The 26,312-nt window shown below is 41.3% G+C and carries 19 protein-coding genes and 2 tRNA genes; 11 read left to right on the forward strand and 10 right to left on the reverse strand.

The features are described from left to right. Positions 1-39 precede the first annotated feature (39 nt). The gene (locus ACW689_RS10795; RefSeq protein WP_476291174.1) at positions 40-2,730 is read left to right on the forward strand and encodes an ATP-binding protein; all 2,691 of its coding nucleotides are present in this window, start codon (positions 40-42) and stop codon (positions 2,728-2,730) included. Between the two features lie 17 nt (positions 2,731-2,747). Here the strand turns inward: ACW689_RS10795 and ACW689_RS10800 are convergent, their stop codons facing one another. Then, a complete protein-coding gene (locus tag ACW689_RS10800) occupies positions 2,748-3,509 on the reverse strand; it encodes a substrate-binding periplasmic protein (protein ID WP_476291176.1) in 762 nt (253 codons plus the stop codon). Positions 3,510-3,657: 148 nt separating this feature from the next. Between ACW689_RS10800 and ACW689_RS10805 the strand changes: the two genes are divergently transcribed. Next, positions 3,658-4,554, forward strand: coding sequence for a DMT family transporter (locus ACW689_RS10805; protein WP_476291178.1), 897 nt, complete (start codon positions 3,658-3,660; stop codon positions 4,552-4,554). An 87-nt stretch (positions 4,555-4,641) separates the two neighbouring features. Here the strand turns inward: ACW689_RS10805 and ACW689_RS10810 are convergent, their stop codons facing one another. From ACW689_RS10810 to ACW689_RS10820, 3 genes are all read right to left on the reverse strand, one after another. Further along, entirely contained in the window at positions 4,642-5,850 is a 1,209-nt protein-coding gene (locus ACW689_RS10810) for an IS256 family transposase (protein ID WP_476291332.1), read from the reverse strand. A 79-nt stretch (positions 5,851-5,929) separates the two neighbouring features. Further along, complete coding sequence (locus tag ACW689_RS10815) at positions 5,930-6,913, reverse strand: 2-hydroxyacid dehydrogenase (protein WP_476291180.1); 984 nt, start codon at positions 6,911-6,913, stop codon at positions 5,930-5,932. Then, positions 6,879-7,394 carry a glutathione peroxidase gene (locus ACW689_RS10820; RefSeq protein WP_476291182.1) on the reverse strand — a complete coding sequence of 172 codons (516 nt, stop codon included), beginning with the start codon at positions 7,392-7,394 and terminating at the stop codon, positions 6,879-6,881. The genes ACW689_RS10815 and ACW689_RS10820 overlap by 35 nt, the downstream gene beginning before the upstream one ends. Positions 7,395-7,534: 140 nt before the next feature. On the opposite strand from ACW689_RS10820, the gene ACW689_RS10825 reads away from it, so the two are divergent. Further along, positions 7,535-8,419 carry an NAD(P)-dependent oxidoreductase gene (locus ACW689_RS10825; RefSeq protein ID WP_476291184.1) on the forward strand — a complete coding sequence of 295 codons (885 nt, stop codon included), beginning with the start codon at positions 7,535-7,537 and terminating at the stop codon, positions 8,417-8,419. A 62-nt stretch (positions 8,420-8,481) separates the two neighbouring features. On the opposite strand, the gene sbcB is transcribed toward ACW689_RS10825, so the two are convergent. Further along, entirely contained in the window at positions 8,482-9,933 is a 1,452-nt protein-coding gene (gene sbcB / locus ACW689_RS10830; protein WP_476291186.1) for an exodeoxyribonuclease I, read from the reverse strand. 335 nt (positions 9,934-10,268) lie between these two features. Between sbcB and ACW689_RS10835 the strand changes: the two genes are divergently transcribed. The 4 genes from ACW689_RS10835 (at position 10,269) to ACW689_RS10850 (ending at position 16,443) form a co-directional block, all read left to right on the forward strand. Next, complete coding sequence (locus ACW689_RS10835; protein ID WP_476291188.1) at positions 10,269-12,263, forward strand: methyl-accepting chemotaxis protein; 1,995 nt, start codon at positions 10,269-10,271, stop codon at positions 12,261-12,263. A gap of 250 nt (positions 12,264-12,513) precedes the next feature. Further along, positions 12,514-13,233 (forward strand): substrate-binding periplasmic protein, encoded by a 720-nt coding sequence (locus ACW689_RS10840; RefSeq protein ID WP_476291190.1) that lies wholly within the window; start codon positions 12,514-12,516, stop codon positions 13,231-13,233. A gap of 80 nt (positions 13,234-13,313) precedes the next feature. Beyond that, positions 13,314-14,078 (forward strand): substrate-binding periplasmic protein, encoded by a 765-nt coding sequence (locus tag ACW689_RS10845; RefSeq protein ID WP_476291192.1) that lies wholly within the window; start codon positions 13,314-13,316, stop codon positions 14,076-14,078. A gap of 181 nt (positions 14,079-14,259) precedes the next feature. After that, positions 14,260-16,443: an OsmC domain/YcaO domain-containing protein gene (locus ACW689_RS10850; protein ID WP_476291194.1), complete on the forward strand. Its 2,184-nt coding sequence runs from the start codon at positions 14,260-14,262 to the stop codon at positions 16,441-16,443. 172 nt (positions 16,444-16,615) lie between these two features. On the opposite strand, the gene ACW689_RS10855 is transcribed toward ACW689_RS10850, so the two are convergent. Next, positions 16,616-17,338, reverse strand: a complete 723-nt coding sequence (locus ACW689_RS10855) for a substrate-binding periplasmic protein (protein ID WP_476291196.1) — start codon at positions 17,336-17,338, stop codon at positions 16,616-16,618. Positions 17,339-17,500: 162 nt separating this feature from the next. On the opposite strand from ACW689_RS10855, the gene ACW689_RS10860 reads away from it, so the two are divergent. The 4 genes from ACW689_RS10860 (at position 17,501) to ACW689_RS10875 (ending at position 23,579) form a co-directional block, all read left to right on the forward strand. Beyond that, positions 17,501-18,424 carry a patatin-like phospholipase family protein gene (locus ACW689_RS10860; RefSeq protein ID WP_476291198.1) on the forward strand — a complete coding sequence of 308 codons (924 nt, stop codon included), beginning with the start codon at positions 17,501-17,503 and terminating at the stop codon, positions 18,422-18,424. Positions 18,425-18,760: 336 nt separating this feature from the next. Further along, a complete protein-coding gene (locus ACW689_RS10865) occupies positions 18,761-21,031 on the forward strand; it encodes a S8 family serine peptidase (RefSeq protein ID WP_476291200.1) in 2,271 nt (756 codons plus the stop codon). 125 nt (positions 21,032-21,156) lie between these two features. Then, positions 21,157-21,462: a hypothetical protein gene (locus tag ACW689_RS10870; RefSeq protein ID WP_476291202.1), complete on the forward strand. Its 306-nt coding sequence runs from the start codon at positions 21,157-21,159 to the stop codon at positions 21,460-21,462. A 236-nt stretch (positions 21,463-21,698) separates the two neighbouring features. Further along, a complete protein-coding gene (locus ACW689_RS10875) occupies positions 21,699-23,579 on the forward strand; it encodes a M6 family metalloprotease domain-containing protein (RefSeq protein WP_476291204.1) in 1,881 nt (626 codons plus the stop codon). Between the two features lie 64 nt (positions 23,580-23,643). On the opposite strand, the gene ACW689_RS10880 is transcribed toward ACW689_RS10875, so the two are convergent. The 4 genes from ACW689_RS10880 to ACW689_RS10895 all read right to left on the reverse strand — a co-directional run bounded on the left by ACW689_RS10880 (position 23,644) and on the right by ACW689_RS10895 (position 26,251). Further along, positions 23,644-23,720, reverse strand: a tRNA-Val gene (locus ACW689_RS10880). Positions 23,721-23,739: 19 nt separating this feature from the next. Continuing rightward, positions 23,740-23,816: transfer RNA gene (locus ACW689_RS10885), tRNA-Val, on the reverse strand. A gap of 97 nt (positions 23,817-23,913) precedes the next feature. Continuing rightward, the gene (locus ACW689_RS10890) at positions 23,914-24,924 is read right to left on the reverse strand and encodes a DUF3080 family protein (RefSeq protein ID WP_476291206.1); all 1,011 of its coding nucleotides are present in this window, start codon (positions 24,922-24,924) and stop codon (positions 23,914-23,916) included. Further along, positions 24,893-26,251 (reverse strand): MATE family efflux transporter, encoded by a 1,359-nt coding sequence (locus ACW689_RS10895; RefSeq protein ID WP_476291208.1) that lies wholly within the window; start codon positions 26,249-26,251, stop codon positions 24,893-24,895. The genes ACW689_RS10890 and ACW689_RS10895 overlap by 32 nt, the downstream gene beginning before the upstream one ends. Between the last annotated feature and the right edge of the window lie 61 nt (positions 26,252-26,312).

Below are 26,312 nucleotides of genomic sequence, written 5' to 3' on the forward strand. Positions count from 1 at the left end.
ATTCAGTTTAGTGAGGTGCAGCATGGATCAAGGCAATATATGCGTCTACTAAAAACATGGTTAACGCTCGTTATAGTGCTCTGTTCATGTTGGGGGAGTGCAGTTGCTTTTGAATATACGTTGGAGCAAAGTGATACAAACCTTCATGATCATGCGCGCCTTTATATTTCCAAAGACAATACAAGCTTTCCCAAGAGTTATTATGATATCGAACAGTGGGGTCGAACGCTTGACCCGCTGCCCTCAAGAGCATTATTTTCAGGAAAATATTGGTTAGTTATTCCAATAACCAACATGTCGGGGCTTGACGAGTTGGTGTTATATCCATATAACACGGTGCTTTCCAGCATTGAGACAAAAATTTACAGCGAACACGGTGAAGTACAACGTTACTTTTCAGGGGGGAATAATCCAAATGAATTTGCGTTTCACTATGGCAACACGATTAAACTCAAACCGAATGTTAAATACTTTTTAGTAACTGCGTTTTCGAGCGATTTTTTCTATACACCAACCAAACTTGTAATAAAGCCGGTCAAAGAATTTAACGGGTTAGTCATTAAAGAAAACCTAATAATGACCCTATGTTTTAGTGTTGGCATTGTACTCGGTTTGTACAATTTATTGATTTACATTGGTTCAAAAGATATGACACATCTGTATTTTTCGCTATTTGCAGGTGTTTGGGTTTTTAGTTGGAGCCACTTTTTCCATATTTCTGATCAACTATTTGGTTTTTATTCAGCGCACCTACATTGGCTTGGTTTCTCTATCGCACCCATAACAAATATTCTATTTTACAATAGCCTACTCAAGCTGAAGGAAACATATCCGAGTTTGTCTGTAGCATCTATTTGGCTTGGTATTATCTCTGCACTGGGTATGCCATTTTGTATATTATTTCCTGGCTTCGGTTTTTTATGGGCGACTGTCATGACGGGCAGTGCGCTATGTTTGGGAATGTATATTGGATTTCTAAGGCTGATAGATGGCTTTAAACCAGCTAGGTATTTTGTGCTTGCATATATTGCGATGATGGTACCCAATATGATTGGGAATTTGACCAACCTGGGCGTTTTGCCCGCTTCCACGTTTAATTTATATTTGCTCGGCCTAATTGGTACTGCATTAGATGCCTTATTACTTGCATTTGCAGTAGCAGATAAATTCAGACTTACTAATGAAGAAAACGTTGAGCTTAACCGTAATCTTGAAACGAAAGTATTAAAACGTACCTACGAGCTTGAACAACTTGCTTCTCAATTGAGAGATGCTAGCGAGTCAAAAAGCCGGTTTTTGGCAAATATGAGTCACGAGATTAGAACGCCAATGACTTCTATTATTGGTTATGCTGATGGGATCATGTTGGGTGACATTAAACCGAATGAACGCAACCATGCGATTAGCATTATCCTACAAAATTCAAGGCACGTACTGGGACTGATTAACGACATTTTAGATATGTCAAAAATAGAAGCAAATAGGCTAGAAATAGAATTAATGGAAGCAAACCTATTTAAGTCTATAGCGCATGTTGAATCGTTATTGGGTAAACAAATTCGAGATAAAGGTCTTGAGTTTGAATTAAAGTATCACTTTCCGCTGCCTGATTTTATTATGATTGACCCTACGCGACTTAGGCAAATTTTGCTCAATTTAACGTCGAACGCTCTGAAGTTTACGTCAGTTGGTAAAATCACCATTGATGTCTCTTGTTCTGAAGATGTTTTAATAATTGCTGTTACAGACACAGGCATAGGTATGACGTCTAGTGAGCAACAAGAATTGTTTAGCGCATTTTATCAAGCTGATTCTTCTACATCTCGTAAGTACGGTGGTACCGGACTAGGCCTAAATATTTCAAAAAGCCTAGCGAACAAACTGAACGGAGACATTTCGGTGACCAGTGAGGTTGGCTCAGGTACTGAGTTTACATTGACGCTTGGTTTGTTCACCACGGACAACACCAGCTGGCTTGATTCAATTGACGAGGTAACTAAGGCTAAGCCACCTCAGGAAAGCCCCCATTCTGAGCCTCAATCAGATCTTAAAGGTGATGTTCTATTAGCTGAAGATCACCTCGATAATAGCCGGTTAATTCAACGTATACTTGAGCGTATGGGGTTAAATGTAACAGCAGTTGAAAACGGCCAGCTTGCAGTGCAAGCCGTTTTGGAAAACGACTATGATTTAATTCTTATGGATATACAAATGCCCGTCATGGATGGCGAGCAAGCACATAATTTTATTCAGGCTACCGGTTGCTCTGCGCCTATTTTGGCGCTTACTGCAAATACGATGCAGCACGAGATAGATCGATATATCAAACTTGGCTTTACCGATCATTTAGCTAAACCGATTGATAGGGATGAGTTTAATAAGAAGGTGAGCCACTATCTTAATATTTCGCTTCAAGATGATATTGATATTCCGAACGAAGAGTTTGAACTATTAAAACAAAAGTACTTGTCTGGTCTATATGAGCAAAAAGTGCAGCTACAAAATCAAATGAAGTATCACGATATTGAAGGCCTTGGTCGTTCAGTACATGCAATAAAAGGTACAGCTGGTATGTTTGGTTGCACTGACATTCAGAAATGGGCCACTAAGCTAGACGAAAAAATCAAGTCAAAGTGCGAAGAGTCAGAAATAGTGCATTTAGTGAGTGAGTTAATTCTAGCCCTAGAGCACGCTATCAAGCGGGCGGAGTATAATAAAGAAGTGGGCTGAGCAGACCTTTTATAGCCCTAATTTAATCGAGAATAATAGCTTACTAACTTATCTATTTGAGGGCGTAACTTTGCTATTGAAGTATTAATCTCACCGATTAGTAGTTTATGTTCAGCCGTGCGACGAAGTAAAAAATGTACTTGATTATCATGGACTATGTATGGCCAAGGTTGAATGCTATTATTCCCTGCAAGGCTTTTGATATAGAGGCCCGTGATCAAATCCTCAATGATAAAGTTAACTCGGTTTTTGACAAGCATTTCAGCTCTTTGTTGTGCGCTAGAAACACTGACCATTAAATTATGGTAACGAGGGATATTCGTTAATTTTTCTATTTCTTCTCCATAATATGAACCAATACTCAAACCTATCGTTTTGGAGTCATCCAGCAGAGAACGTAGGCTCTTTATTTTCCTTGGTTTCTTTACACTAAACAGGCGCATTTGTTCACTTCTGTAGGGAGTTGAGAAGAAGCCGTACTTTGCTCTTTCATCGGTATAGCTCACCATAACGGCCAAATCTATGTCACCTTTTTCCATGCGTTTTAACGTGCGAGCACTCGAAGGCAAGGTAACATAAGTAATACAGATATCGAGATCGGATAAAATGAGTCTTGCTATTTCTATATCTAAGCCTTCAGCACGACCATCTTCATGGTAAGTTAACGGGGGCCAATTAGCGACATATCCAAGTTTTAAAGTTCTCTCACAACTTGATACTGCTTGGGTTGAAAAACAAAAGAATAGAACAAGAAGAGATGCAAGTTTGACTCGTTGCATGTAGTTTTCTCCAATGATATTTGCATCCACCATTCAGTTTAGTTCATGAATTCAATATGATATAGCGGTACCAACAAGAACATGATTGTATTTGATATATGTTTTCAATATTTTCACAAGCCAACCAGTTAAAAAAGAGTAAATAAAAATGATCCAGATGGGAGTTGGGGAAATAGCGGCTATCAGTGCTGCTTTTGTATGGGCATGCTCGACTTTACTTTACAAGCACTTTAGCCATCACCTTTCAGCATTGCAGCTTAATGTTTCTAAGGGGGTTTTGGCGTGCTTGATGATGATAGTCGCTTTTGCTGTAACAAAAGACTGGCAAATACCACGTGATGTCGCTGTATGGTACTGGCTTATTGCCAGTGGAATCGTAGGTATTGCCATTGGTGATAGTGCCTATTTTGCCGCATTACGTAACATAGGCGCAGCAAGAACTTTGATAGTGGAATCTTTTGCACCAGCAATTGCGGGACTCTTGAATATATTTGTACTGGGGACTTATCTATCATTTACTGCATGGTTAGGGATAGTAGTGACAATTGTGGGTGTATTGGTCGCAGTAAAGCCAAGGCAGCTTCTACCTAATATCGAAAAAGGTACTTATTACAAAGGGCTTGCATTTGCTTTATTGGCGGCTGCTTGTCAAGCTGCTGGAATGGTTATGTCAAAAGGGGCTATGAATGTACAAGAAACGAGTAGTTTATGGGCTGCATTTATTCGCCTTGCGAGCGGTACGCTTTGCGTTGCATTAGTGGTTGCTTGTGTAAAAGAGCAAAGTTTAATGCAAGCACTCATGTTGAAGAGAGTTAGTAATAAATCTTGGCTACTAATCGCTGTGTTTTCTGGTACATTTATAGGATTATGGTTGCAATTACTCTCGGTGAAATACACAGATCCTGCAATCGCTCAGACTATTTTTGCGACGGCTCCGTTGATGGTGATGACGGTTGGGTACATTAAAAAAGAACCTTTGACATCGAATATGCTATTGGGGGGGCTGGTTGCGTTATGTGGTGTTGCGCTATTACTGCTTGGATAATTGAGCGACAATAATGCGGCAAACAGAGCCGCATTATTGTCGTGCACATAACTAGAACCTGTAACACATTTTGTGTAACTGCCAGTTTTAAATAACATCTTTTAATCGGTCTTCGAATTCGAACATGAATCGATTTAAGGCCGATTTCCAATTTCTTATCGGCATCGTCCATTTTTTAGATGCCTGCTCAATAGCCAAGTAAACTACCTTTTTAGCCGAGTCATCATGTGGGAACAGCTTACGCTTTTTGATGGCTTTGCGGATAACTGAGTTCAGCGATTCAATGGCATTTGTAGTGTAAATAGCTTTTCTAATATCTTCGGGGTAATTAAATAAAGTGCTGACGTTTTGCCAGTTATTGCGCCATGAGCGAGATATATTAGGGTATTTGCTATCCCAACGTTGCTCGAACTGTTCTAAAGCCATTAAGGCTTCGTCTTCAGTTACTGATTGGTATATGCGCTTTAAATCAGCCGTGATGGCCTTGTAGTCCTTCCACGGCACGAACTTTAATGAGTTACGTACCATATGTACAATACAGAGCTGAATTTGCGTATCAGGATAAACGGTATTAATTGCATCAGGGAAGCCTTTAAGGCCATCGACACAGGCAATAAGGATATCTTTAACGCCACGGTTTTGAAGCTCTGTTAGCACGTTTAGCCAGAACTTAGCGCCTTCGTTTTCTGATATCCACATGCCAAGCAGTTCCTTGTGGCCTTCGATATTAACGCCTAAGGCTAAGTAAATGGCCTTATTGATGACTTGCTTATCTTGGCGAACCTTAACAACTAAACAGTCAAGATAGACGATAGGGTAAACAGCATCAAGTGGCCTAGCTTGCCATTTTACGACTTGAGCGATAACGGCATCTGTAACACGAGAAATCAGTGTTGGTGATACATCAGCATCATACATTTCTTTGAACGTAGAAACGATTTCACGGGTCGTCATGCCTTTGGAGTAGAGGTATAAAATCTTGTCATCCATTGACGTGAAGCGAGTTTGGTTCTTTTTAACGAGTTGCGGCTCAAAGCTAGCATCTCGGTCACGAGGTGTATCTAATTCAACTTCGCCATCTTCGGTTCGAATGGTTTTAGCTGAATAACCGTTTCGGGAATTTTGTTGCTCAGACTGTTCATGACGAGCATAACCAAGGTGTTCGTCTAATTCAGCATTGAGTGCTGCTTCAACCGTCACCTTGGTTAACATTTTACGAAAGTCAGTTAAATCTGCTTCTGACTTAATTGATTTAGCAGCTTGCTTAGCAAACGCTTCCAGTTCTTTCTTATTCATCATTGCCTATCCTAAACCCTTTTTAAGGATTAATAATAGGCAGTTACACAGATTTAGTTACAGAGTCCATAACCAGCCATTAAGTCACTTGATTGGTTAATGTTTCCATGCCTTGGTCAATCTCATTTAAGTTGCTAACGGTGACCGATGCAATCTGCTCTAGCGCTTCTTGAGTAAAAAAGCCCTGGTGGCCAGTGATCAACACATTTGGAAAACTGACTAGACGCGAGAAGATGTCATCTTGAATAATCTCATCGCTGCGGTTTTTAAAAAACAGCTCTGACTCTTGTTCATACACATCTAAACCTAAATAGCCTAACGTGTGATTTTTAAGTGCCGAAATACATGCTTTACTATCAATCAGCGCACCTCGGCTCGTATTGATCAACATTACGCCCGGCTTCATCTTAGCAAAGGCTGCGTCATTGATCATATGATGCGTTGTTTCAGTAAGCGGGCAGTGAAGAGAAATAATATCACTTTGTTCAAGCAGCATATCTAAAGAAGACAGAATGTAAGGGCCTTCACCAACGTTTGGATCGTAAACCAGTACATTTGCGCCAAAGCCGTTTAATATCGAGATTAACGCCTGGCCGATTTTACCAGCACCAATAACACCAATCGTCTTATTGTGTAAATTAAACCCGAGCAAGCCATTTAAATCAAAGTTATCTTCTCGGACTCGGTTATAAGCCTTGTGTGTTTTGCGACTTAATGTAAGCATTAAAGCAATGCAATGTTCAGCTACTGCTTCTGGGCTGTAGGCGGGTACTCTGACGACTCTAATGTCTAGCGCATTAGCTGCTTGAATATCAACATTGTTGAACCCCGCACACCTTAATGCGATTGTATGTATGCCTAACTCAGCAAGCTGAGATAACACTACGGCATCCAGCTTGTCGTTAACAAATGCACATACGGCGTCAAAGCCTTCACAAAGTAGGGTTGTTTGTTCGTTCAATGATTCAGTGAAATAACACAGTTCAATGTTGTTGTATTCCTTTAGCGCCTCTGAAAAAAAAGGCTTCTCATAGTTTTGCGAACTGAATAGGGCTACTTTCATTATTTAATTGACTCTCAATGACAGGTTTTAGCGTGTCTGGTTTTGTCCGTGGCGCGTAGCGAGAAACCAGCTCTCCCTCAGAGTTTACTAAAAACTTGGTAAAGTTCCATTTAATTGCGCGGTTTTGTGCTATCCCTCTTGTGTTAGATTTCAAATAGTTAAACAAGGGATGCGCATCCGGTCCATTCACCTGAATTTTATCACACACGGTAAAGCTTAAACCAAAATGGCTTTTATAAAATTCGTTAAGCATGGCACCTTCGAGAGGCTCGTTGCGACCAAACTGATTACATGGAAAGGCAAGTATCTCCAGTCCATAGGGATTATATTGGCGATAGAGCTTTTCGAGTGCACTTAACTGCGCCGCAAAGCTACATTTACTGGCTATGTTAACAATTAAAACTGTTTTACCCTGTAATTGTTTTAGCGCGAGCGTTTCGCCGTTTATAAGTTTGACACTGTAGCGGTGTATTGTTTCCATAGCGCCTCAGACTCCTTGCTCGCTAATTCTAATATTCAGATATTTCATAAAATGTTTATTGTTTTTCATTTGCTATACCCGTGTGACTTGGGTATAAAAACTCCATTCTTGATACCATAACAGCGAAATAGGACAGAATTATGTCAATGAACGTAACTTTCATCGGCTTAGGTGTAATGGGCTTTCCGATGGCAGGCCATTTAGCAAAGAGCGGGCAGAAGGTGACGGTTTATAACCGAACAGTGGAAAAAGCAAAAAGTTGGGCTGAGCAATACGCTGGTGATTATGCAATAACACCAGCTGAAGCAGCTAAAAGCGCTGATATCGTATTTATATGCGTCGGTAACGACGATGATTTACGCTCGGTTGTTTATGGCGAGTCGGGTGTGTTAGCGGGCGTGAGAGCGGGAACCATTATTGTTGACCATACGACGACATCTGCAAAAGTGGCGGTTGAAATCGCTGAAAAAGCGGCTCAACAGGGCGTAGAATTTGTCGATGCGCCAGTCTCAGGCGGTCAGGCCGGCGCTGAAAATGGTGTACTGACAATTATGGCTGGTGGTGAACAAGCAATATTTGACAAAGTACAACCAGTGATGGCCTCTTACAGCCGATTTGCGCAATTGCTTGGTGGTGTAGGCGCAGGGCAAACTTGTAAAATGGTTAATCAAATCTGTATTGCAGGCGTAGTACAGGGCTTAGCTGAAGGTTTGCACTTTGCAAAAAAAGCCGGCCTGGATGGCGAAAAAGTGATTGAAACTATCTCAAAAGGTGCTGCTGGTTCGTGGCAAATGGAAAATCGTTACAAAACTATGTTAGTTGGCGAATACGATTTCGGATTTGCGGTAGATTGGATGCGAAAAGATTTAGGTATTGCCCTTGATGAAGCACGTAACAACGGCGCATCAATTCCATTGACCGCAATGGTTGACCAGTACTACGCTGACGTTCAGGCGCTTGGTGGTGGTCGTTTCGATACTTCTAGCTTGTTGGCTCGATTAGACGCGATACACGACAAGAAATAATATAACTTACAGATAATACAACAAAGCCGAACGAGTATTCGGCTTTTTGGTAAAATGAAAATTTATAGGCTCTGCGCGTAATGATACAGCGCTTTTAAAATACTAAGGTTTTTCTCGTTCCCTTCATTTTCGTGTACTAGGTTCTCTAATGTCAGCATAAAGTCTTCAGCACTGATTGATGGGCTATCTTCTCCATGCATAAGCTTGTTTTGGCAATACTTTCGCCATACGTCAAGTTCATGTGGACTCAGTGTTTCGGGCCAGTTTCTAGCACGATAGCGAAACAGCATGGTTGAAAACTTAGGGTCTTCAAACTGCAAATTTAACGTATTTAAAGCGTGAGGCTCTGCATCACGGATAATCGCAAATTTGGCTTTGTCGGCCTTACTCGTGAAGCCATTGTAAAGTTGATAGTCAGGGTTGGTGGTACCACTAAAGTCTCCCTGTTCAGCAAATACTTGCGCGACTTTATCACGCAAGTCCGGATGAGCTTTGAGTGTTTTTAAATGCGCTAAACATTGTTCACGATCAATGCCTAAACGCTCCGCATTTTCTGGAAGCAAAGTTTTGGCTGGCGCGAGTATCGGACACTTGTTTACATGCACCAACTTTAAACCTGCGGGCAATTCGCCTTCAGCCAAGTCACTGTGTTTAGTGTAAAGGCGCTCGCGAAGTTCCTCTACAGATAAATCTAACAGCACTTTAGGGTCATGCGTAAGGTTAAAGCATACCACGGCATTTTTATTGATAGGGTGAAAACTCATCGGCGCAACCCAGGTAGTACACCCTTGGCTTGCTGGAATACGTGACGAGGTATGCACCAAAGGTTGCATATTGTACACATCAATCAAATCAAGAAGCGCTTTTTTATGACGCAAACCAAAGAAAAATTGATACAACTTGGGTTGTTTTTCTTTAATGAGCTTTGCTAATGCAATAGTTGCAGTTACGTCGCTCAGTGCGTCGTGTGCGGCGGCGTGTTCAATGCCATTGGCAACCGTTAAATGTTCAAGTTTAAAGCTCGGTGTACCATCTTCTTTGAGCGGCCATTCAATGCCTTCAGGGCGCAGGGCATAACAGGCTCGAACCAAGTCAATAATATCCCAACGACTATTGCCGTTTTGCCATTCACGCTCGTAGGGGTCATAAAAATTGCGATAAAGACTATAACGGGTTACTTCATCATCAAAACGGATACTATTATAACCAGCAACACAGGTATCTGGGTGACTAAATTCGGCATGAATTTTTGCCATAAACTCAGCCTCGGTGAGGCCATGCTTCAGCGCATGCTGTGGTGTTATTCCTGTGATCAAGCAAGCTTGTGGATGAGGTAAGTAATCTGGTGCAGGCTTGCAATACTCAATTAATGGCTCACCAATAATATTGAGATCAAGATCGGTGCGAATGCCCGCAAATTGGCTAGGGCGGTCTTTTTGTGGTGATGCCCCCCATGTTTCGTAATCGTGCCAGAAAATTGTGGGGCCGTTTGCGTTTTGTTCTTGTATTGCCATTTAGGGGGATAAACCTTTCTTATTCATTATGTTAAGTCAGCTATTAATGCTTATAGGGTGACCACATATGCAAAAACATTAATGGTTATTGTCGCATAATATGAGGGAGTGGGTAAAACGCAATGTAGATTTTAGGGGCGTTGTGCAGTACTCATGAAATGATTGCTATGAATCTTGGACGGCTAATGAGTGTTATTAGCTGATTTTTAAAACTGCAATTAGGAAGCAAATAATGTCCCTCAGCACGAGCGTGTTATTTTCGGCGAATCTAAACTATTTTTAACTATGTAACGTAAAATGTTTTGGTTAAATAATAAATAAATTGGGCCAATTATATGCAGAATTCACTCTCTCGCTTTATTTCTAAGCACCTTACGGTCGCGGTACTTTTTCCATGTGTTTTACTGGCTGGTATTGTAATTTACGACGTGACAGTTGCAATTGAGAATATGGAAGATGCATATGGCTCTGAATACAACGCTTTTATGAGCCACGCCGTCTTAGGGCTTGTGCATGAAACGCAAAAGGAGAGAGGAAACTCTGCAGGTTATCTCGGCTCAAAGGGGAGTGAGTTTCAAAGCAACTTAATACGGCAACGCAGTTTAACAGATCAGGGTCTTATTAAACTTAAAGATGAGTCAAAGAAGTGGCATTTAAGTGAGTCAATGCAGCGTGATTTTAACGCATTTGTAGATATGTTCTCAAGGTTGCCCAATATGCGAGACAGCGTGAGTAACTTGTCTGTGAAAATGGAGGATGTACTTAAGTTTTATACTAACATTAATAATGCGGGGCTTAACTTGGTCATGGCTGCGGCACGTACCAGTAAAAACCAAATAATCTCAGCAGAGCTAATGGCTTTGTATAACTTTACCAGCGCAAAAGAGTCAGCGGGCATTGAACGAGCGGTACTCGCAAACGTATTTGGTCGCGATAGTTTCAGTAGCGAACTTAAAGCTAAATTTGTTGAACTCAATACGAAACAACATGTTTATTTAGATGAAGCTCTTGCGGCTGCACCTGAGCAAATACGCAATAAATTTGAAGGTGTTTTGAATTCGAACTCAACAAGAGAAGTTGAGCGATTTCGCACACTGGCCTTGTCTAGAAACTCAGGATTTGACACTGATCCTGAAAGTTGGTTTAGCGCTGCAACAAATCGGATCAATGAGCTAAAAGATGCTGAGGAACAGGCCTTAACTTTGATAGATAAGACAGCGATTAAAATACAAAAAGATGCTGCTTTTGTGCTAAGCGTTGAAATCATCATTTTGGTCATCGGTATACTGATTACACTGGGCTTATATTTAGCTATTCGCGTTCGCCATACTCAATCAAAAATGATAGCCGAAGGCATTACCATTGCTATTCAGAAGCGAGATTTGATGCATGAGATTGGGGTTGTTAGCTTAGATGAGTTAGGTGAATCAGCCAAACAAATTAACCAGTTAACTCGTGAAATTGAAGAAGACTTAATGGAGTTTAGCCGCACTTCAAAGAAGATATCTGTATCTACTCATGAAACCGCTGTTGCAATAAGCCAAAGCCAAACTAACTTAATCGAACAGCAGTCGGGTATTCAAACAATTGCCTCAGCAGCGGAGCAAATGAGTGCAAATGTGCAAGGTATAGCAAGTGCTATGAGTGAGAATGCCGAATATGCGAGGGGGGTTGTGCAAGAATCAGTTGCCGGACAGCAAGTGGTGGCTAATGCGGTATCAGTGATCAAAAAAGCGTCAGAAGATATGGCTAAGTCAGCTGAAACTGTCGATGACTTAAACGAGCGGGTTGGTAGTATTTCAGGTATGGTTGAAATGATCAAAAGCATTGCAGAGCAAACCAACTTGCTTGCGTTAAATGCCGCAATCGAAGCTGCCAGAGCCGGAGAGCAGGGGCGAGGTTTTGCCGTGGTTGCTGATGAGGTCAGGAGCTTAGCGAGTCGAACTCAACAGTCAACAGAAGAAATTTCAGCATTGGTTACTGAGCTGCAAACGAGTTCAAAGCATGCTTCTAATGTGATCACTCAGGGTAAAGACAATGCGATTGAAGGTGCCGCTCAAGCGGAAGAGATCACCATTGCATTGAGCAAAATTGTAGAGCAAGCAAGGCAAGTTGAGTCTGTGACAGAATCGGTGTCAATCAGTACGCAGCAGCAAAGTGATGCAATAGAAGAAGTGAGTAAGAATATTGCGGATATATTCCAAAAAGCGACTGAAAATGTGGTTGGTACCGAGCAGATCGCAACGGCTGCATCAAGTATCGCGGAGTCAGCGATGGATATGGATGAATTAATTGAGCGCTATAAAGTGAGCCGAATAGAAGAATTTTGAACGTAATGATTAAATCCGCTAAAACGCAGTGATTTTTGAGCTGCTTAGTTTCTTGAGCCGAGGGTGAATAGTGTTATCATTAGTGACATCGTTACTTGCTATTTAATGGTGACAGTTAGGATAACGACGCATGTCTGAATACCAACATCGCACGGTGTCGTCTTTCTGAGATCTTGATAACCCCGCCCGAATGTGCAAAAACGAAGACTCATTACTAAACTTAGAAAGGATTATTTTACAGCCTTCATTTATGTCACGTTTCTTATGCCATTTGGCTTGTTTTGGTATGTTGTGTATCTCGAGTATAGCCAATAGCAATAGTAGCCAATTACAAGTATTTACAGAGCATTTCCCACCTTATACTGTGGTTGAAAAGGATGGCAGGTTGACTGGCAGAGCTATATCCCACGTAAAGCAAGCTTTGACTTTAGCTGGTTTTGAGTCAAAAATTGAGGTTATTCCATGGGCGCGGGCCTACGAAATGGTGTTGGTGAAGCCCAATGTGTTGCTGTTTTCGATGGCAAAAACGCAGCAGCGTGCTGCGCGTTTTCATTGGCTTTATAAAATAACCACACTTAAATATGACTTCTACTCGTTACCTGACACTCGAGTGACGATCTCACGTATTGATGACGCGCTCAGCTATTCAACTGTCGCGATCCGAGGCAGCTATGAGGAAAGTAAATTGCTTAGTCTAGGGTTTAAGTCAGGAGATAATTTGGTGCTGGTGGCAAATATGGAAAGCGCGTGGCAGATGTTAAACAAAAGAAGAGTTCAGACTATATTTGCATCTCACGTTCCTGAGCAAAGAAATACAACTGGGAAAAAGCACACCTATAAAAGGCACAAATCAATCGAAGATCGTCATGAGCTATTCGTGGTAGCAAGTTTGGCAACACCTGATAAAACGGTGAATGCACTTAAAGCGGCCTTTGAAGTCATAGCGCAAGAAGGGCGCATTTACCCATAATAGGTGTTTGATTGATAGCAAAGCTTGTACTTTAAACTACACTAATATATTGAGTAATTTAGACTTTTGGTAATGCACGAATGTTAAAGGGCGTTGTTTTGTCTTTGGTAGCCTATTTGCTAATGACTGTAGTTGGTCAAGCTAACCCATTAAACTCAGCCAAACCTTGCTCTTCCAAAAAGCTGTCAATTGCTTGGCATCCTTATAAACCATTTTCCTACTTGGCTTACGAAAACGAGCAACTGGTTGGCAAAGATATTGCGCTGATTAGCTCCATTCTTAATAACATGAAATGTGAATATGAGTTTGTACAAATGACTTGGCAGCGCACCTTAGTCGAAGTGGAACGAGGGCACATTGATATTGGTATGTATGCATACAAAACCAAAAATAGGAAGGGGTTCCATTTTTCAAAACCGTATCGCATCGAGGCTGTACGAATTGCAGTATTAGCAAAAAATGCGCACAAGTGGTCGGTTAACCAACTTGCGGATTTGAATAAACAAAACATTGTGGTCGCAACTGACAAGCATACTTGGTATGGCAAGGAGTTTGAAGAATATTTAAAAGCAGCCAAAGCGGAACAGATTTTTCATATTCATGGGTTAAAAAATAGGTTAGACATGCTGGTAGCTGAGCGTGTTGATGCTGTTGTTGGCGACCCCATTACGATGCGTTTATATATGAAAGAAGCACATAAAAATGTACTTCATATATACCCTTATAAAATTTACGATGAGCCCGTACATTTTATTTTCACTAAGGTATCGGCAGATATTAATGATGTGTTTTTATCAAGCTTTGATGATGAGCTATTAAAACTCATGAACAAAACGGACCATTAGCTTTTAAACTGATTGTGTACAAATAATGCTCTGTTACGCTCAAATAACGATTTAAATGACGCTTTTTTCAATTTACCCAAGACACTGCGACTGAAAAAGCCGATAATTAGTCATTATGACTTTTTACCAATAAAAGACCTTTACTTTGAGGTTTTTGGTTAGCGCAATATGGGATTTTACGATGGAAATTAAAGTTAATTTTCTAGACAACTTAAGATTAGAAGCGAAGTTTGACGACTTTTCGGTGATTGCCGATCAGCCGATCCGATACAAGGGAGATGGTTCCGCACCCAGTCCATTCGATTACTTTTTAGCGTCATCAGCGTTGTGTGCAGCTTACTTTGTAAAGGTGTACTGTAATGCGCGTGAGATCCCAACAGAAGGCATTCGATTATCACAAAACAACATAGTTGATCCAGAAAATCGCTACAACCAAATTTTCCAAATTCAGGTTGAGTTACCAGAGAGTATTTCAGACAAAGATCGCGAAGGTATTTTGCGCTCAATTGACCGTTGTACGGTTAAAAAAGTGGTGCAAACAGGTCCCGAGTTCAAGATTGAAACAGTTGAAAATTTAGACGAAGACGCACAGGCGATGTTGATGACCACACCGGATGGCTCATCAAACACCTTTATCGAGGGAAAAGATTTACCCCTTGAGCAGACCATTGCTGACATGACCACAATTCTTGCTGAGCTGGGCATGAAGATTGAGATATCGTCTTGGCGAAACATAGTGCCAAACGTTTGGTCATTACACATTCGCGATGCTGCCTCACCGATGTGTTTTACCAATGGTAAAGGCGCAACTAAAGAAAGCGCTTTGTGCTCGGCACTCGGTGAGTTTATTGAGCGTTTAAACTGCAATTTCTTCTACAACGATCAGTTTTTGGGTCAAGAAATCGCGAACAGCGAGTTCGTTCATTACCCAAATGAAAAGTGGTTCAAGCCTGGCGCCGATGATGCGTTACCGGAAGGTATTTTAGACGCGTATTGTCGCGAAATTTACGATCCTGAGGGAGAGTTATGCGGTTCGCACTTAATCGATACCAATTCAGGAAACTCAGAGCGTGGTATTTGTTCAATTCCATATGTGCGTCAGTCTGATGGTGAAACGGTTTACTTCCCTTCAAACTTGATTGAAAACTTGTTCTTAAGCAACGGCATGAGCGCAGGAAATAATTTTAACGAAGCAAAAGTACAGTGTTTGTCGGAGATTTTTGAGCGTGCGGTAAAACGTCAAATCATCGAACAAGAAATTGTGTTGCCAGACGTACCACAAGAGGTGCTTAACAAATATCCGAGTATTGTTGCTGGTATTGAAGGGCTTGAAGCGCAAGGTTTCCCAGTGGTTGTGAAAGACGCCTCTCTGGGCGGTCAGTTTCCAGTTATGTGTGTCACCCTTATGAACCCGAAAACGGGAGGTGTATTTGCCTCATTTGGCGCGCACCCCAGTTTTGAAGTGGCATTGGAGCGTAGTTTAACTGAATTACTGCAAGGTCGAAGCTTTGAAGGCCTAAATGATGTTCCTAAACCAACATTCAATAGTATGGCGGTGTCTGAACCTGAAAACTTTGTTGAACATTTTATTGATTCAACGGGTGTTATTTCATGGCGTTTTTTCAGTGCTAAATATGATTATGAATTTGTAGAATGGGACTTTTCTGGCACAAATGAAGAAGAATGTGACACTTTATTCGGTATTTTAAAAGACTTAGGCAAAGAGTGTTATGTTGCTGAGTTTTCAGATCTAGGTACTGCGTGTCGTATTTTGGTGCCGGATTATTCCGAAGTGTACCCAGTGGAAGATTTAATTTGGGATAACACAAACAAAGCGCTTCAGTACCGCGAAGATATTTTGAACTTACACCGTTTAGATGATGACCAGCTGGCAAGTTTGGTAGAGCGTTTAGAAGAGAGCCAACTTGATAACTACATTGATATCATTACTTTAATTGGTGTTGAGTTTGATGAAAATACAGTTTGGGGTCAACTCACCATTCTTGAGCTTAAGATTTTAATTTACCTTGCATTAGGTGAATTGGACGAGGCAATTGAATTAGTTGAAAGCTTCTTACAGTACAACGATAACACCGTTGAGCGTGGTTTATTTTACCAAGCTGTTCATGCAGTGCTGGAAGTAACTTTAGATGAAGAGTTGGAGCTTGACGACTATATCGCTAATTTTGAGCGCATGTTTGGTGTGGAAGTCATGGAGAATGTAGTCGGATCTGTTACAGGTGAAACGCGTTTCTATGGATTAACCGAAACCAATATGAACCTTGAAGGGTTAGACAAACATTTACGTTTAATTGATAGCTATAATAAGCTACATGCCGCAAGAGCACAAAAAGCGAAAGGTTAACCAAAGTCACAAATTCAAAAAGCCAGCAAGTTTTTGCTGGCTTTTTTGTGCTTTGAATTAAAAATCAGAGTATTGCTTAGATTTAATTCTTGAACACGTTATTTTTGATAACTTCATTGTGTTGATCGGCAAAACACAATTCATTCGGCCAAAGGTTAGTAACAGTCTCACATCATTGCGAAGATCTCACGTTACTTAAATTGCTTACTTTGTTCAAAGCATTCGCCAGTTTATCAACCGTGGCTTGATCGGTTTTGATCCCGACAGCGACGTATAACTCTAATTCATCAATTACTAGCGGGTGGCGTTTAAAACCATGCAAACTAGCATGAAGAATTTTGGGGGGGACAATGGAGGCATATATAGCCTGTGCTCTACCTTTGTTTACCATTAACCATGCATGTTCAAAATCATTCACCAGTACTAAGTTAGAATCTAGCCTGAACCCTAGCTCTCTTAACTTATCCGCTTCGTAGCTACCTCTTACGGCGACCTGAATGTACTTTCGAGCATCATGGATGCTATTAATTTTTATGTCATGTTTATCATTTGGTGAGTAGAAGTAAAACTGTAAGTCGCCTAGTTTTCGCAGCCAATGAAACAAATGTTCGCGGGGCTGTGTGCGTGCAATTGAAAAGATCACGACGTTGGGCTCTTTAAGCGCTAATTCATATGCTCTAGCCCATGGCATGACTTCAATGTCATAGTCAAAGTCTGTCTGTGCCAATGCACTATTTACCACTTGATAGCCTTTACCTGATATAACTTCATTATTTTTAACTATTTGATATGGCGGGAAATGCTCAGTTACGGCTTTGATTTGTGTGTTCGAATAGACCACACTTGATAGCGTGATCATTATGAAGGCTGTGATGTAACGGGAAAATATCTGCATATTTATTCCAAGAAAAATTACCAATTAAAGTGTAGTCAGAGGTTTAAATCTTGGCTAAAAGTCCCAGTTATATACTGAGGGTTTTAAGGGTAAAGCCATAAAGAATTTATTTACATGATAAAGACTATCAAAGCCCTTTTATGAGCTTTAGGTGTTATCCATTTGGGGGTTAAACTAATGCAGGCTGGACAGGAGTGTAAGAGTGAGTTTGGGCTGAGTGCGAAGCCTGAAAAATATGCTTTGGTCGCAGAGGGAGGCGGACAAAAGGGAATTTTTACGGCTGGAATACTTGATGCCTTTTTGGAAGCTAGGTTTTGGCCATTTGATCTTAAAGTAGGTGTATCTGCGGGCGCACAAAACTTGGCGGCATTTTCCGCTCGCGCCCACCAATTTGCGCATAAAGCTATTGTGCAGTTAACAACGCAAGATGCATTTCTTAAACCAAGCAAATTCTTTACTGATGGTAAAGTCATCGATCTAGATTGGTATTTTTCGCAGGTTCATCATAATCCTCAATTAAGCATAATCACCGATCCTAGCAATTTGCGCAAAGAGAGTGATTTTTACGCAGTTGCTACTGATGCAAAAACGTTGCAAGCGCGGTATTTGCATACTTGGTGTGACAATATGCTCGATCATCTAAAAGCATCAAGTGCTATTCCGTTTTTGTATCAAGGCGGCGTAAGGGTGGGTGATACGACTTACATGGATGGAGGAGTGGCAGATCCCTTACCTGTGCAGTGGGCATATCAGCAAGGCGCTAAAAAAATTCTGATAGTGAGAACATTTGAAGCGCATCACAATGGCAACATGCCTTTATTGGATAGGCTAAAACCCTTAATGAGCAGATTAAAACAGTCGCAAAAAATGCTTGAATTATATCATTATCACCAGGCGCGCTATGCTGAATCGCTAGAGTTTATTAATAATCCACCAACTGATGTAACAATTATGCAAATAGCTCCAAATAGGCCGCTACAAAGCATGGTATTGGGATCATCGACCACTATGCTGCAATATGACTATTTGCTTGGTTTACGCCAAGGTAGGAACTTTTTACGTCAATGGCGCAAAGTATCGTCATAACTATTCCATGAGGAATAAAGTTATCATTTTTGTTTTAACTTTATTCTTACCAAGTATAAATATCACACATCTGCAGTCTGAGAAATAGACAAATTTGACAAGTTAATTGTTAATTTAATGGGTACATTGTTGTGCAATTATAATGACTTGGAGTAATAGCTCTTAACGAAAAAATATAATGAAAAAATAGTTAAGTTGTTGATTATTAGAGGGTGATTTTATTTTTGTGACGGCTTCATTAACAATTCTTTACAAAGAGGTGAAACTGTTTGTGTTAATTATTTTATTTTTTGATACATTTCATTACGAAAATAATAACAAACATGGATTATTCCTATGAAGAAAGTAACTAATAATAAAGCGCTGTTCGCTACTACTATTTTATCGCTAGCGGTATCAGCATCATTACAGGCGGCACCTCTTAAACTAGCTGCAGAGAAAGTAGAGTCACCACTTCCAAAACGCTATATTGTTAAGTATAAAAACAATGACGCAGCAATGATGGGCATGTCAGTACAAAGCCGTATGCCACAAACAGCAGCAAATCGTATGGCAACGCTAGGCATTCAAAATGCACAATATAAAGCAAGCATGAATGCGGTAGTGGCTCAGCTAAGCGAATCTCAACTTCAAGCACTACGCAATGATAGCCAAGTTGAGTACGTTGAAGAAGACTTACCTCGTCGTTTGATGTCTCAGTCTCAGCCATACGGTATCGCAATGGTCCAAGCTGATTTAGTGGATGATTCTGTAGCATCAGCTGCAAATGGTGGTAAGAAAATCTGTGTTATCGATTCAGGTTTAGACCTTCCGCATGAAGACATGGGTGCACGTGGTGCGACTATTTCTGGTACAAATGATTCAGGCACTGGTAACTGGTATGAGCATGGTGGTCCTCACGGTACGCACGTAGCGGGTACTATTGCTGCACTTAACAACGGTATCGGTGTACGCGGCGTTATTGGTACTGATCCTTCAATGCACATCATCAAGGTATTTAACGCTGATGGTTGGGGTTACTCTTCTGAGCTAGTTGACGCAATTAACAAGTGTCAATCTGCTGGCTCTGATGTTGTTAACATGAGCTTGGGTGGTGAAGGTTCAAGCATTAGTGAGCGTAACGCGATTCAAGCTGCGGCTGATTCAGGTATGTTACTAATTGCTGCTGCCGGTAATGACGGTGTGCCTACAAATACTACAGATGTTGAAAGCTACCCAGCATCTTACGATTCAGTGATGTCTGTTGCAGCCATCGATAGTAATAAAGCGCTTGCTGACTTCTCACAGAAAAACAGCCAAGTTGAGATTGCAGCACCAGGTGTTGATGTGAACTCTGCATATCCAGAAGGCTTAGGTACAATTGTTTCTTTGTCTGTAGCTGGTCAGTCTTATGATTCAAACGGCATGGAAAACCAAGGTAATGCCAATGCACCTTTGTATGACTTCGCGACAGGTGAATCAGTGGACGGTGGTGCAAGCGGTAAAGTATGTTTGATCCAACGTGGTAACATCTCTTTCCATGACAAAGTTAAAAACTGTGAAGACAGTGGTGGTGTAGGCGCAATCATCTACAACAACGCAGCAGGTTCATTCGGTGGTACTTTAGGTGATACAAACCAAACAACGATTCCAGCTGTGACTGTAAGCGACACAGACGGCGCACAAATGTTAAACAACATTGGTATGTCTGCATCTGTTAACCTTGACCCAAGCAACTATGGCTTGATGAGCGGTACTTCAATGGCATCGCCTCACGTTGCTGGTGTAGCGGCACTTGTATGGAGTCACCACCCAAGCTGTACTGCTGAGCAGATCCGTGCAGTATTGACTGCAACAGCACAAGATTTAGGTGCAGCTGGTCGTGATGTTAAATTTGGTTACGGTTTAGTGCAAACTAAAGACGCAATCGACTTTATTGCTGAAAAAGGCTGTGATGGCACAGGCGGTCCTGTTGAGCCTCCAGTAGGTGGCGTGCTAGAGAATGGTGTAGCACAAACTGGTCTTTCTGGTGCAAAAGATGAAGAACTTCTATTCACTTTTGAAGTACCTGCTGGCGCAACAGACGTTAAAGTAAGTATGAGTGGCGGTACTGGTGATGCTGACCTATACGCTCAATTTGGTTCTAAGCCTAGTGACTCAAACTTCGAATGTCGCCCATATGCTGGTGGTAACAACGAGTCATGTAACCTAACTAAATCAGGTGGTACTTACCATGTGATGGTGAAAGGCTACAGTGCATTCTCTGGTGTTTCTTTAGTGGCTAGCTACACAGATGGCGATACAACAAACCCAGGTGCACAACCAATTAACGAAGTTAAGACTGATATCAGTGTTTCTCGTCGCGGTTGGACACGCTATACAATCGACCTAGCTGACGGTTATTCAGACCTAAATGTGGCGATTTCTGGCGGTACTGGTGATGCGGATCTATTTGTTACTCGCGGCGCACAGTCAACAACGTCTAGCTATGACTGTAAATCAGAAAGCAGCAGCAACAACGAGTCATGCTCATTCACTAACCCGCAGTCAGGTACTTGGTACATCGACATCTACGGTTACAGAGCATCTAGCGGTATTACGCTAAACGTAACTGCTAACTTGCAATAATTTATTAATTAACCTTAAACAAGGGCCGCTTAAAGCGGCCTTTTTTATTACTTGTGAAATAGATTCACCTGAGAAAATGTGATAATGCTATTTGCATGCACCAATAATAAACTTGAAAAAGGTTAATGATGACAGATACATGTAGTGAATTTGCTATTTTTGAGGTAAAAGAAGCGGATATTGAAAGCGCGATAGATTTAAGTAACAAGATCTTCCAAGAGATGAATCAGAATAAGGCTGTGATGCTTTCATCTACCGTGTTAGCAAACACAGAAAATGCAAATGTTCTATGTTGGCATATAGAGTGGGTTGATGAAGATACAGCCAAACAAGTCACATCGAAATGGCCCTCATATCCAAGCACTAAAGCGTTTCAACAGCTAGTTGAAAAAGATTTATATTACGGGCACTTTTTAAAGTGTAAAGACTGAGAAGTTAGATGTTGATTGGGCGGTATTGTGATTTAAATATATTGCAAGGTGTGCCGTGGGCTCAGAAACCGATTGTTACAGCAAGGAGGCATTATCAATAATCGATTAATTTTTTTCATCCACCATATAGCAAAGCATTATAATAGAACAAAAGTTATACAACATGCTTTTGTTGCTGTCTTCTTTTTAAAATGTTAATAATATGTTTCTTTTCAAATGAGAAATAGGAACACAACATGTATAGGTTTACGAAATTAGCATTGGCGCCTTTGGCGTTCATATCTGCGATTAGTCACGCAGCCATTCCATACAAAGACCATCAATACCAATATACTCAGCCAAATGGTGATGTGATCACCATCAATCTTGAGGGTAATGATTATTTTGCTGTGCAAACAACCCAAGATGGCCAATATGTCATCTTTGATGAAAAAGTAAACGGTCTTGCTTATGCAACAGTATCGGAAGATGGCAGCGACTTTGTGTCTACGGGTGTTTTGGCGAGTAATCGTCAACAAAGTAGAGTGCGTTTAAAGAAAGCTGCTAGAACCCTATCTCAAGAAGCAATTGCCAACAAGGTAGCACAGGCAAAGCGCAGAATGTTGGGTGAGCAATCGACTATATTGCAAATGAATAGGCAAGCAACGATTCAAAGTGACATTGATACTCAAAGTGTTGGGCAAATTAAAGGCTTAACGATTATTATCGATTTCCCTGATGAGCATGGCACCATCACAAAATCGCAAGTTGAATCGTTTTTGAATGATCTTAATTATAATGAGTTTGGTAACGCACAATCCGTGCGAGGCTATTTCCGAAGTGTGTCAGCTGGCAAACTTGATTACACAAATACTGTTACCGCCTATTACACGGCAAAGAATAATAAAGCGTATTATGCCGATGACAGATATAGCGCAACGGTGCGCTCTCAAGAGTTAATTAAAGAAGCATTAAACTGGCTCGAATATGAGCAGGGCTTTGATTTTTCGTCTCTATCTGTGAATTCAAACCGTCAAATTAAAGGCCTAAATATTTTTTATGCAGGAAATTCAGATAGCAGTTGGTCTAAAGGGCTTTGGCCGCATATGGCGGGTTTGAGCCCGCGTTTTTGCGCAGATGGTGTGTGTACAGACAGATACCAGATCACGGATATGCGTGAAAGCTTAGCCATCGGTACGTTTGTACATGAATCTGGGCACTTGATCACCAATTGGCCCGATTTATATGACTACGATGGCAGCTCGCAAGGTTCTGTAGCAAGTTTTGGTGTTATGGGCTTTGGCGCGATAGGACAGACAAACAAATACAAACCAACACCGCCCGTTGCGCACTTTAGAAATATTGCCGGTTGGGATACTGTTACCGAGCTCAACCCCGCAGTAAACGCCAATGCACCCAAAGGTAAACTAACGCACACGTCGGGCTCAAACACGTCATATAAGTGGACCAACCCAAGTAATCGTAATGAGGCTTTCTATATTGAGGCGATTCACAAGTCGGGGCAAAACTCAGAGCAACTTGATCAAGGTTTAGCAATTTGGCACGTGGACAATGCTGGTAACAATTCCGACGAATGGCACCCGTACATTCAAATGGAACATGCCGATGGCAATCGCGACCCAGAAAACAAAGTGAATAGGGGAGATGCATCGGATTTATACGATGTTGCAGGCGAATTCTCCGCGACTTTACCCAATAGTTTAAGTAGCCGTGGTACTAACGCGCTTTGGTGGAATGGTAGCGATTCAGGTTTATCAATCAGCAATATTAGCGATCCGGCTCAAACCATGTCATTTACAGTCTCGGGCGATGTAACGCCACCGGATCCAGGTGATGTTTATACGGGTTACCTATCAAATGGACAACAAGCGACTGAGCCCGATGGCAGTTGGTTCCAGTACAATGGCGGTACAATCAAACTGGTGTTGGAAGGCCCCACAAATGCTGACTTTGACTTAAAATTGGAAAAATGGAACGGCAGTTGGACTCAAGTTGCTATTTCTGAGTCTCCCACATCTAACGAATCAATCACTTACAATGCAGCTAGTGGTTATTATCGTGTGATTGTGTATTCGTATTCAGGCGCTGGTGATTATCGTTTAACAATGAATAAGTAATCTAGATAGTTGCGTGTGAAGGGTGCTAATACATTCTTCATACGCTTTCTTAAAATGCGAGTTTTGGTACAACCGAGTGGATTCGAACCACCGACCCCTACCATGTCAAGGTAGTGCTCTAACCAACTGAGCTACGGTTGTATTGAGGTTTTTTAAAATTTGGTACGACCGAGTGGATTCGAACCACCGACCCCCACCATGTCAAGGTGGTGCTCTAACCAACTGAGCTACGGTCGTACAATGTTGCTTGGCAACGGCGGACAATATATAGCGAGTCGCGGTATGGATCAAGCGAGTTTGCTAAATTTTTGTTTGTTTGCAGTTTTTTTGCACATCAAGGTCGTATTTTGCACGTTTTATAAAAGCCTTGCCACCATGTTACGTGCTCAACAGCACTTTGTTTTAATTGCTGATAATAAGAATCGTGGCTTTCTATATTAAACTTGCCGCTTAATTCACTTTGAGTTTGCCATAGCTCAGCAAGTAATGGAGAGACTCGTTGTAACATAACCACTAATTTTGATTGATAGGCTTGTAATTGCTCTAAATAAAAGCGCTGGAAAATATTACTTAGAAACTCGGCCCGTTGTTTATTTTCATTGGGTTTACAAATATCTTTACTGACACTGAGCGTGTTTAACCATTGTGTTGTTTGCTTGTTTAACGTTATCTGCTTTCGAGCTGAAGTGATCAGGCTGGCGACGAAGTGGTTTTTATTGAGTTTTTCAAGAGACGGCGTGATGAGCGCAGGGTCGATACTGTCACCATGTTGTTGGTTAATACTTTGATATACTTGTGCTAGCTGCTGAAGTGCTTCTAAGGCGCGGTTTTCGCCTTCTTTGTGATCTTCAAGTTGTACTTCTTGACTGGAAAGGCGGGACATTTTGGCCAGCTCTCGTTCGTTAAATACCATGTACTCAAAGTATTTGTCTAAGTTGCTGTGTTTTTCTTTTAAAGCGAGTGCGAGCTTAGTGCGAACCGTTTCGTTATCGGTTGCTGGGTGATGAATACAAAGTGAAGCGTGTTTGATAAAGTAAAGCGCGTATTTGAGCTGCTCACTGGGCTTTCTTACCTTGCCAAGCTGATTATTGTTGTTGGCAACTGTGTTCATCAGAGCGCAGTGTTCTAAGCTTGCCAGCTCTAATACAGAAATAGAGACAGTTGAAGTTGGTTTCTGGGCATTGTAAAGCGTTAATGGGCTGGGCTGCACAAAGTTGATATTTTCGCTGTCTAATACATTTGCCAAGCGATGCTGATAGTCGATATACACATCGCTTGGTGCGGGGCTGCAGCCGCTCAATACAATGAGGGCGCTAATTAGAAGTAGAAGATAACATAACCTCAAGACGAGACCTCACGCTTAATAAAAGCATAATTGCTGCGCATGAGAGGCCAACAATGATGCCTATCCAAAAACCTGTGGGTCCAAGTGCGCTAACAATTAAGTTTGTTTTTGCCAGTATAAAGCCTAAGGTAAAACCAATCACCCAATATGATAAAAAAGTTATGTAGGAAATTGGCTTAGTATATTTTAATCCTCGTAAAACGCCGTTTGCGGCGACTTGCAATGCGTCGGGAAGTTGATATATACAAGCTAATACAATAATACTCGATGCGAGAGCAGCTACTTCGGCGTTGTTTGTGTAAAGCCAAGCTATGCTATTTCTTCCTAAAAATGTGATGAATGCAACAAACAGTGCGATTAAAGCCGCTAAGTAAAAGCTGGTTGAGATAGCGGTCTTTAACTGGTCATAAGCGGCTTGCCCAGACAGGTTGCCTATTCGAATAGCAATAGCCATCGATAAGCTCAGAGGCATCATAAACAAAATCGTGGTTACACTTGCTGCGACTTGGTGACCTGAAACAGCAATCGGGCCAAGATCAGCAATAAATAAAGGAATGCACGCAAAAAGCGTTACCTCAAAAAATGTGGCTAAGCAAATGGGCAGGCCAAGTTTAGCGACGTAGATTATTCCTGAAAATTGCGGTTTTACAAAACCCGACATGAGATTGAATGAGCGCATGATTTTACTTTTGGAGCAGTAAACCCATTGTGCGATTGCCATAGCCCAAAATACCAGTGCGGTGGCTAATCCACAGCCAGCGCTACCATATGCGGGTACCCCTAATTTGCCATAAATAAAAACATAGTTTGCTACCACGTTAACGATAAGGCCAATTAAACTGATATAAAAGGCAGGTTTAGTCAGGCCTACACCCTCAGTCACATTCCTAAATATGGAAAATAGTAAAAAACCAAGCACGCCCCATTTAACAAAGTCGATGTATTGATAAGAGAGTGAAGTGATTTGCTTTGTTGTACCGAGCCGTTCAAAAACGAACGGAGTTAACATAGCAAGCATTAAACTAACTAGGGTTAACACAAGCGCCAGATAGAGGCTTTGCTGGAAGTAGTAACGAATATTGATGTTGTCTTTTGCTCCATGGCAATGTGCCACAATGCCAGTTAGAGCGAGTAATATACCTTGTAGTGAAAAAACAAGTGGGTTCCAAAGTCCCGTAGCAATGGATAGAGCGGCTAGATCATTCGCACTGACTTGGCCTGCCATAATGGTATCAACCACTGACATAAGTACTAATGTTATTTGCGCAAAGAAAACAGGGGTTGCAAGTTGCAGCAGACGCTTTGCTTCCCAGTGACTAAATTTCATACTGCTAACGCCTGATAAAAAAGACAATTATAACCGAGGTCTGACCATGATAGCGAGTAAA

Source organism: Pseudoalteromonas sp. ABE4_541 (genome assembly GCF_056312285.1).